At 68.8% G+C, this 6,842-nt stretch carries 7 protein-coding genes and 1 pseudogene; 7 read left to right on the forward strand and 1 reads right to left on the reverse strand.

Going from position 1 to position 6,842, the window contains the following annotated elements; genetic code table 11:
- Both ACFWPJ_RS20645 and ACFWPJ_RS20650 read left to right on the forward strand, forming a co-directional pair.
- Positions 1-197 (forward strand): annotated as a pseudogene (locus tag ACFWPJ_RS20645) (LysR family transcriptional regulator); the annotation flags it as partial.
- A gap of 156 nt (positions 198-353) precedes the next feature.
- Positions 354-752, forward strand: a complete 399-nt coding sequence (locus ACFWPJ_RS20650; protein ID WP_378853645.1) for a low affinity iron permease family protein — start codon at positions 354-356, stop codon at positions 750-752.
- A gap of 229 nt (positions 753-981) precedes the next feature.
- Here ACFWPJ_RS20650 and ACFWPJ_RS20655 read toward each other — a convergent pair whose 3' ends face one another.
- Positions 982-1,944 carry an SDR family NAD(P)-dependent oxidoreductase gene (locus tag ACFWPJ_RS20655; protein WP_378853647.1) on the reverse strand — a complete coding sequence of 321 codons (963 nt, stop codon included), beginning with the start codon at positions 1,942-1,944 and terminating at the stop codon, positions 982-984.
- A gap of 223 nt (positions 1,945-2,167) precedes the next feature.
- Between ACFWPJ_RS20655 and ACFWPJ_RS20660 the strand changes: the two genes are divergently transcribed.
- From ACFWPJ_RS20660 to ACFWPJ_RS20680, 5 genes are read left to right on the forward strand one after another with little or no spacing between them, the layout of a single operon-like run.
- Positions 2,168-3,496, forward strand: coding sequence for an NAD(P)/FAD-dependent oxidoreductase (locus ACFWPJ_RS20660; RefSeq protein WP_378853649.1), 1,329 nt, complete (start codon positions 2,168-2,170; stop codon positions 3,494-3,496).
- Entirely contained in the window at positions 3,493-4,218 is a 726-nt protein-coding gene (locus tag ACFWPJ_RS20665) for a DUF1365 domain-containing protein (RefSeq protein ID WP_378853651.1), read from the forward strand. Before ACFWPJ_RS20660 ends, ACFWPJ_RS20665 begins: the two co-directional genes overlap by 4 nt.
- Positions 4,215-5,528 carry a class I SAM-dependent methyltransferase gene (locus tag ACFWPJ_RS20670; RefSeq protein ID WP_378853653.1) on the forward strand — a complete coding sequence of 438 codons (1,314 nt, stop codon included), beginning with the start codon at positions 4,215-4,217 and terminating at the stop codon, positions 5,526-5,528. The genes ACFWPJ_RS20665 and ACFWPJ_RS20670 overlap by 4 nt, the downstream gene beginning before the upstream one ends.
- Positions 5,525-5,926, forward strand: coding sequence for a hypothetical protein (locus ACFWPJ_RS20675; protein ID WP_378853655.1), 402 nt, complete (start codon positions 5,525-5,527; stop codon positions 5,924-5,926). The genes ACFWPJ_RS20670 and ACFWPJ_RS20675 overlap by 4 nt, the downstream gene beginning before the upstream one ends.
- Positions 5,923-6,777, forward strand: coding sequence for a MerR family transcriptional regulator (locus ACFWPJ_RS20680; RefSeq protein WP_378853657.1), 855 nt, complete (start codon positions 5,923-5,925; stop codon positions 6,775-6,777). The genes ACFWPJ_RS20675 and ACFWPJ_RS20680 overlap by 4 nt, the downstream gene beginning before the upstream one ends.
- Positions 6,778-6,842 lie beyond the last annotated feature (65 nt).

Below are 6,842 nucleotides of genomic sequence, written 5' to 3' on the forward strand. Positions count from 1 at the left end.
ACACCCAGTTGACCCAGCTGATCACGCTCGGACGGGCCTGCGCGGTCGTGCCCGAGTCGCTCCGCGCCCAGCTACGCGACGATCACGCCACCGTGCCGGTGCCGGACGCACCGGCCGTCACCACCGTGATCGCCTGGCCACCACACAGTAGATCCAAAGCCGTCGCCGACCTCGTCCGTACGGCGATACGCCTCTAGCCGATAGCATCCGCAAATGCCTATCGCGCTGATCGAACCGGTCAGTGAGCCGATCATCAGGTCGTCGGCTTGGACGGTGAGACCGCTTGTGAGGTGGCTGGGGACCGCTGAGGTCCGCAGATCTTCAGAGCGGTGAGATGCGACTAGAATCTGGTGATGGAGCGCCGCAGCGAGGCCGCGCGAAGTCGTGGCGAAGGTGATCGCCGGTCGATGTTCGACCGGTTTGTCGAGCAGGCGGAGCTTCGAGCCAGTCAGGCTCCGTTCTTTTTCGTCTGCGCCGGAATCGTCGTGGTGTGGCTGATCAGTGTGCCGTGGTGGCCGGATCTCAAGACCTGGCAAGTTGCCATCCATACCGTTGCGAGTGTTTTCACGCTGCTGTTGGTGGTGCTGCTCGAAAACGCCGGGCGCCGTGCGAGCGAGGCCGCGCAAGAGAAACTCAATGTCATCGCCGAGGCCCTGGCCACGCTACTTGCTTCCTCGGCATTCAACGATCCTGAGCTTCGAACAGCTGCGGATCGGCTGCGGGACGCTGTTGGACTCGAAGAGCGCCACTGACTCGACCGAACACTGCGAGCAACCCGCTTCCCGCGGCGAAAGCGCGGCGCTGTCGTGTACTTGCCGCTTGTTCTGCGGCGTGCTGTGCGCGGGCCAGATCCTCGATGGCTCGTGCCACACACATGCTGCAACTCCTCGGCAGGCGGGGGCGGAGGTACCGAGGATGCATCGAAAATGCATCAGTGTGGAGGGCTGGCCGCGACGCCGCCAGGACCGACCGGGCGGGGGTTCACCCGATCGCGACGCCGGTCGCGGCGGCACAGAACTGCCACAGGCGATTGCGGTCGGCAGATCTTTCGCGGGTGCGTCGCAGGTAATGCTCGCGCCGGATTCTTCGGTCGTGCCAGAACCTTCCGGACGGCAAGCCATCGGTGGCGGCGAGCCAGATCGCGGTGTCCGCGCCTTCGGCGGGGGAGCGCAGCAGTGGCCGCGTGAGTGCGCGAAACTTCGGCAGCGAGGTGGCGACACCCGGCGTGTCCACCCAGCCGGGGTGCATGCAATGGACCGAAATGCCTTCTCCGGCATAGCGGTCGGCCAGTGTGGGAGTCAGCGCGACCTGCATCCGCTTCGACCGTGCGTAGGCGGTGGCGCCGTGGTAGTCGCCGGTGCGGTATTCGAGATCGTCGGGATGCAGAGCCTGGGTGTACATGCCGCCCGAGGACATCAGGATCACCTGTGCAGCCGCCGCGCCCGCCATCGCGGGGGAGAGCAACTCGGTGAGCAGTAGCGGTCCGAGCACGTGGGTGGCCAGGCAGAGCTCGTGCCCCTGCTTGCTCTCGGCGCGGCCGGCGGGCATGACGCCCGCGTTGTGGACGAGCACATCCAATCGATCGGTCTTGCCGAGGAAGCCGGCGGCGAACTCCCGCACGTCCGCGAGATCGGCGACGTCGCACCGTTCGACCCGCACCGCGGCATCGGGAACAGCTGCGGTGATCTCGGACGCCGCCGCGTCGCCGCGCGAGGTATTGCGCACCGCCAGGGTGACCGACGCGCCGAGTCCGGCCAATCCGGCGGCGATGGCCTTGCCGATGCCGGAGTTCGCGCCGGTGACCAGGGCGGTTCGGCCCTTCAGTGCCTGCGGTGGGAACGGGGACCAGGCTCTGCTCCGTAATCGGAAGCCGATCCGGCTGTAGCCGAGGACCACAGCGCGGTCCAGCGTCGTGTCGAGGTAGGTCGGAAGGTAGTTGATCATCGATCGCACCTGCCTGTTCGTCCTCATCCTACACTGCTGCATCGTTTCTGCATCGCTTTCATGATAGCGTCGAAGGCGTGAGTCGGACAGTCCATCGGTTCGACGGACCGCTGGAGGGCGCCATGACCGCTACCTCATCCCGCAGTCGACGAAGAGTCGCCGGTATCGCCACATCGGCCGACCGGCTGCACGCCGGCGGCGCGCGCGAACCGCGAGGCGGGCGATGACCGTCGGCCGGCGGCGCGTCGCGGTGGTCGGCAGTGGGGTCGCCGGTCTTACCGCCGCCTGGGTGCTGGCCCGTACCTGTGAAGTCGTTCTCTACGAAGCGGACGCACGCCTCGGCGGCCACGCCCATACCCACCGGGTGAACACGCGTGCCGACGGCTCGGGGGAGTGGCTCGCCGTGGATTCCGGCTTCATCGTGCACAACGACCGCACCTACCCCACCCTGCTCCGATTGTTCGGCGAACTGGGAGTGCGCACGCAGACCTCCGACATGTCGATGTCGATCCGCTGCGACGGCTGCGGGCTCGAGTACGCGGGCGCCAGAGGTCTGCGGGGGCTCTTCCCGGCGCCACGGACGCTGGTCAACGGCCCGTATCTGCGGATGCTCGGCGAGATCACGCGCTTACACCGACTCGCTCGCGCCGAACTGGACACCGATGGCGACGACCTGCGCACCCTGGGGGAGTTCGTGCGCGTCGGTGCGTTTTCCGCCTACTTCACCGCGCATTTCCTGGTGCCGCTGGTGGCGGCGGTGTGGTCCTGCCCGCCGGATCTCGCGCTGCGCTACCCCGCCCGCTACCTGTTCACCTTCCTCGACCACCACGGCATGCTCACCGTGTTCGGCTCGCCCACCTGGCGGACCGTATCGGGCGGCTCGGCCACCTACGTGCGAGCGATCGCCGCGTACATGCACGAGGTGCGGGCAGGAGTGCCGGTGCGGACAGTCCACCGATCCGGAAGGGCGGTCGCGGTCCGCGACGACGCCGATCGGGTTGACCATTTCGACGTCGCCGTGATCGCCACCCATCCCGGCCAGGCGTTGCGGCTGCTCGAGACGCCGACCGCCGCCGAATCCGACATCCTCACCGCACTGACCTACTCGACCAACCACACCGTCCTGCACACCGACGACTCGGTGCTACCGCGTCGCAGCGGCGCTCGTGCTTCTTGGAACTACCGGCTGCCGCAGTGTGATTCGACAGCCGACCGGGTGCTCGTGAGCTATGACCTGACCCGCCTGCAACGCCTGCCCGTCGGTGCCGACCGCCGGTTCCTGGTGACCCTCGGCGACGCCGACCGGGTGGCACCCGACGCCGTCTTGGCCAGGATGACCTACGAGCACCCGCAGTACACGCCGCGCTCCATGGTCGCCCGGCGGCGGCTGCCCAGTATCGGTGACCACACCGTGGCTTTCGCCGGCGCCTACCACGGGTGGGGATTCCACGAGGACGGCGCACTGTCGGGACTGCGCGCCGCCGAACGCGTCGGCGGACAGTGGCTCACGCGCCCCTCGGTGAGCCTCGCTGTCACCCCGGGGGCGACATGACCCGAGCCCGACTGGTACGCACCGTGATTCGCCACTCCCGCCGCGAACCCGTGCGTCATCTGTTCGCCTATCGCAGTTACAGCTGGCTCGTCGATCTCGACGAGATGCCGGCCCTGGCATGGTTGTTGCGGCCGTTCGCGGGGTTCGCCGCGCGCGACCATCTCGGTGATCCGTCGGCCACCCTGCGCGACAACGTGGTCGACCACCTGGCCCACCGGGGCATCGACCTGCGCGGTGGGCAGATACTGATGCTCGCCAACGCGCGGGTGTTCGGCTATGTCTTCAACCCACTCACCGTGTTCTGGTGCCACGACGACACCGGTGCCCTGCGATGTGTGGTCGCCGAAGTACACAACACCTACGGCGAACGGCACTGCTATCTCGTGTCACCCGAGGCGAATCCCGTTGTCTCCAAGGAGTTCTACGTCTCGCCGTTCAACCCGGTGGCCGGGCGATACCGGCTGCGTCTCCCGGTTCCCGGCACTCGGCTACAGCTGGCGATAGCGCTCGAGGGACCGGACGGCCGGACCACTTTCGAGGCCACCGTCCGCGGGCTCGTCCTGCCCGTGACCCACCGGACCGTGGCCCGCGCGATTCTCGCGCATCCCTTCGAAACCTGGCGCATCGCCGCGCTGATTCGGTGGCAAGGACTGCGGCTGTGGCGCCGGGGTCTGCCGATCGTGTCGCGCACACGGCATCTTTCCCAGGAGGCTCTGTCATGACCATCTCCTCGTGCGGTACACAGCCCGCGGCATCCGCTCCGATCGCCGACCGGTGGGCGTACCTGGCCGACGTGCCCCGCGGCGTCCGTGCCGGTGCGGGTCGCCTGGTCGTTGACGCACTGTTCCGGCGTGCGGTGCAACGACTTCCGCTGCGCGTCGAACTGCCCGACGGCACGACCTTCGGTGGTGGCGTCGACGATCCGACCAGCCCCCGGATGGTGCTCCACGACCCGCAGGCCTTTGCCACCCGCGTCGGCGCCACCGGACTCATCGGCTTCGGTGAGTCCTACATGCGGGGTGAGTGGTCGGCGCCGGATCCGGCGGCAGTGCTCACTGTGCTGGCCACGGACCTGAGACAGCTTGTCCCAGCGCCCCTCCAGACTCTGCGATCCCTCGTCCTGCCGGGACGACCCGCACGGACCCTGGCTACCAGGGCCGGGGCTCGCAGCAACGCCGCGCACCACTACGACCTGTCCAACGACTTCTTCGCCCTGTTCCTCGACGAGACCATGACCTACTCGTCGGCGCTGTTCGATCGGCTCAGCCCCGCCCCGGTATGGGACGACCTTGCCGTGGCCCAGCGCGCCAAGATCGACCGGCTGCTCGACGCCACCGGAGTCGGTGCCGGTACCGCAGTACTCGAAATCGGCACCGGCTGGGGTGAACTCGCCATCCGGGCCGCGCAGCGCGGTGCGACCGTCCGCTCCGTCACGCTCTCGGCGCAACAGCAGCGGCTGGCTCTCGCACGCGTGGCCGAGGCCGGGCTGACCGACCGGGTGTCGATCGAACTGTGTGACTACCGAGAGGTCGACGGCCGGTATGACGCGGTGATCTCGGTGGAGATGATCGAAGCGGTGGGCTACGAATATCTGCCCGGCTATCTGACGGTCCTCGAACGGGTCCTCGCGCCGGGTGGGCGCGTGGCCGTGCAAGTCATCACCATGCCGCATGACCGGATGCAGGCCGGTCGCGCGACACACACCTGGGTCCAGAAGTACATCTTCCCCGGCGGGTTCCTGCCCTCGGAAGAGTTGCTGGCGCAGCTGGTCTCACGCCACACCGACCTCGAGCTCGCGGATCGGGCGGCGATGGGACAGCACTACGCGCACACGCTGCGCCTGTGGCAGGACCGCTTCACCGCCGCCGCCGATCGGGTCGGCGCACTGGGCTTCGACGAGGTGTTCCAGCGGATGTGGCGGCTCTACCTGGCCTACTCCGAAGCCGGATTCCGCTCTGGATACCTCGACACGCTGCAACTGATCCTGTGCCACCGGGACCCGGCCGAGCTCGACGGGGCGGTGACCCGATGAACCCGACCACACCGACGCGAATCCTCGGCGTCGCGACCGCGGCCTACGGTGCCGCCGTCACCGTCCGGCCCGACATCCTCCTGCGGCCCAGCGGGCTCGGCACCGGCGCGGAACCCGAACTGCGCACCCTGGCCCGGTCGGTCGCACTGCGCGACGTGATCTCCGGAATCGCTCTGGCGACGGCGTCCCGTCCTCGTGCCCGCGCGGTGGCAGCGGTCATGCGGATCGGGTCCGACGCCGCCGACACCATCGTGTTCGGCCACGCCCTGAAAGGCCGGCCCGAGCGGGGGAAGACCCTCGCGGTCACCTCGGTGTGGGGACTGCTGTGCCTGGCCGCTGCCGTCTACGAGCATCGCGGGAGCATACGGATGGTCGCACGGGGTACGGACCGGCGATGACGGCCGGGCCGGAGGGTCCACCGGCGGCGACGGAGCTCACCGTCGGGACCGTCGCGCGCCTGCTGGGAATTCCGGTCGCCACCCTGCGCAGCTGGAACCGGCGATACGACCTCGGCCCGCGCCGCCATCTGGCGGGGCGGCACCGCCACTACACCGCCGCCGATCTGGCCGTGGCCACCAGAATGGTGGACCTGGTCCAGGCCGGGGCCACCCCGGCGAGCGCGGCGCGGGCAGCGCGCACCGTCCTGTCGCCCGCACCCACGCTCGGCGCGGTCGACCCGGTGATCACCGCGGCGGAACGCATGGACGTGGCCCGGCTGCTGGAACTGATCTCGGCGCATGTGACCCACCACGGGGTGGTCGCCACCTGGAACCGGTTGTGCCGCCCCGCTTTCGACCACGTCGTCGCTCGGCAGCAACAGGGCCACGGCTACATCGACGTCGAGCATCTGCTGTCGTGGTCGATCACGACGAGCTTGCACCGCTGTGTGCCGCTGCTGACCGAAGTCGATCGGGAACCGGTCGCTGTCCTGGCCTGTACCGAGGGCGAGCAGCACGTGCTCCCGCTCGAGGTGTTGCGCGCCGCGCTGGCCGAGAAGGGCACGGCCGCACTGCTTCTCGGCGCGAATGTCCCCGGTGACGCGCTCGGCCATGCGTTGTCACGGCGATCCCGGCCCGCCATCGTCGTGTTGTGGTCGCAGGCGCTCCGGACCGCGACATTCGCCGCGATCGACGCCGGTCAGGGCACGATATTGCCCGCCGGTCCCGGCTGGACGGATGCCGTCGCCGGACGTCGGTGCCTCGGCTCACTGGAGGAGGCAGTCGATGTGTTGTCGACGACCGCATTCTGACGCGTCGCGAGATGCCTCACCGCGGGGTCGTGAGCCGTTCTCCCCCACCGAGAGGGTGGCCCGGG

The organism is Nocardia sp. NPDC058497 (assembly GCF_042720195.1).
In the GTDB taxonomy this organism is placed as follows: Bacteria; Actinomycetota; Actinomycetes; order Mycobacteriales; family Mycobacteriaceae; genus Nocardia.

What these genes read in the sequence shown, in the direction of transcription:
- ACFWPJ_RS20650 (WP_378853645.1), top strand. Translation starts at nt 354, where the DNA reads ATGGAGCGCCGCAGCGAGGCCGCGCGAAGTCGTGGCGAAGGTGATCGC.
- ACFWPJ_RS20655 (WP_378853647.1), bottom strand. Translation starts at nt 1,944, where the DNA reads ATGATCAACTACCTTCCGACCTACCTCGACACGACGCTGGACCGCGCT.
- ACFWPJ_RS20660 (WP_378853649.1), top strand. Translation starts at nt 2,168, where the DNA reads ATGACCGTCGGCCGGCGGCGCGTCGCGGTGGTCGGCAGTGGGGTCGCC.
- ACFWPJ_RS20665 (WP_378853651.1), top strand. Translation starts at nt 3,493, where the DNA reads ATGACCCGAGCCCGACTGGTACGCACCGTGATTCGCCACTCCCGCCGC.
- ACFWPJ_RS20670 (WP_378853653.1), top strand. Translation starts at nt 4,215, where the DNA reads ATGACCATCTCCTCGTGCGGTACACAGCCCGCGGCATCCGCTCCGATC.
- ACFWPJ_RS20675 (WP_378853655.1), top strand. Translation starts at nt 5,525, where the DNA reads ATGAACCCGACCACACCGACGCGAATCCTCGGCGTCGCGACCGCGGCC.
- ACFWPJ_RS20680 (WP_378853657.1), top strand. Translation starts at nt 5,923, where the DNA reads ATGACGGCCGGGCCGGAGGGTCCACCGGCGGCGACGGAGCTCACCGTC.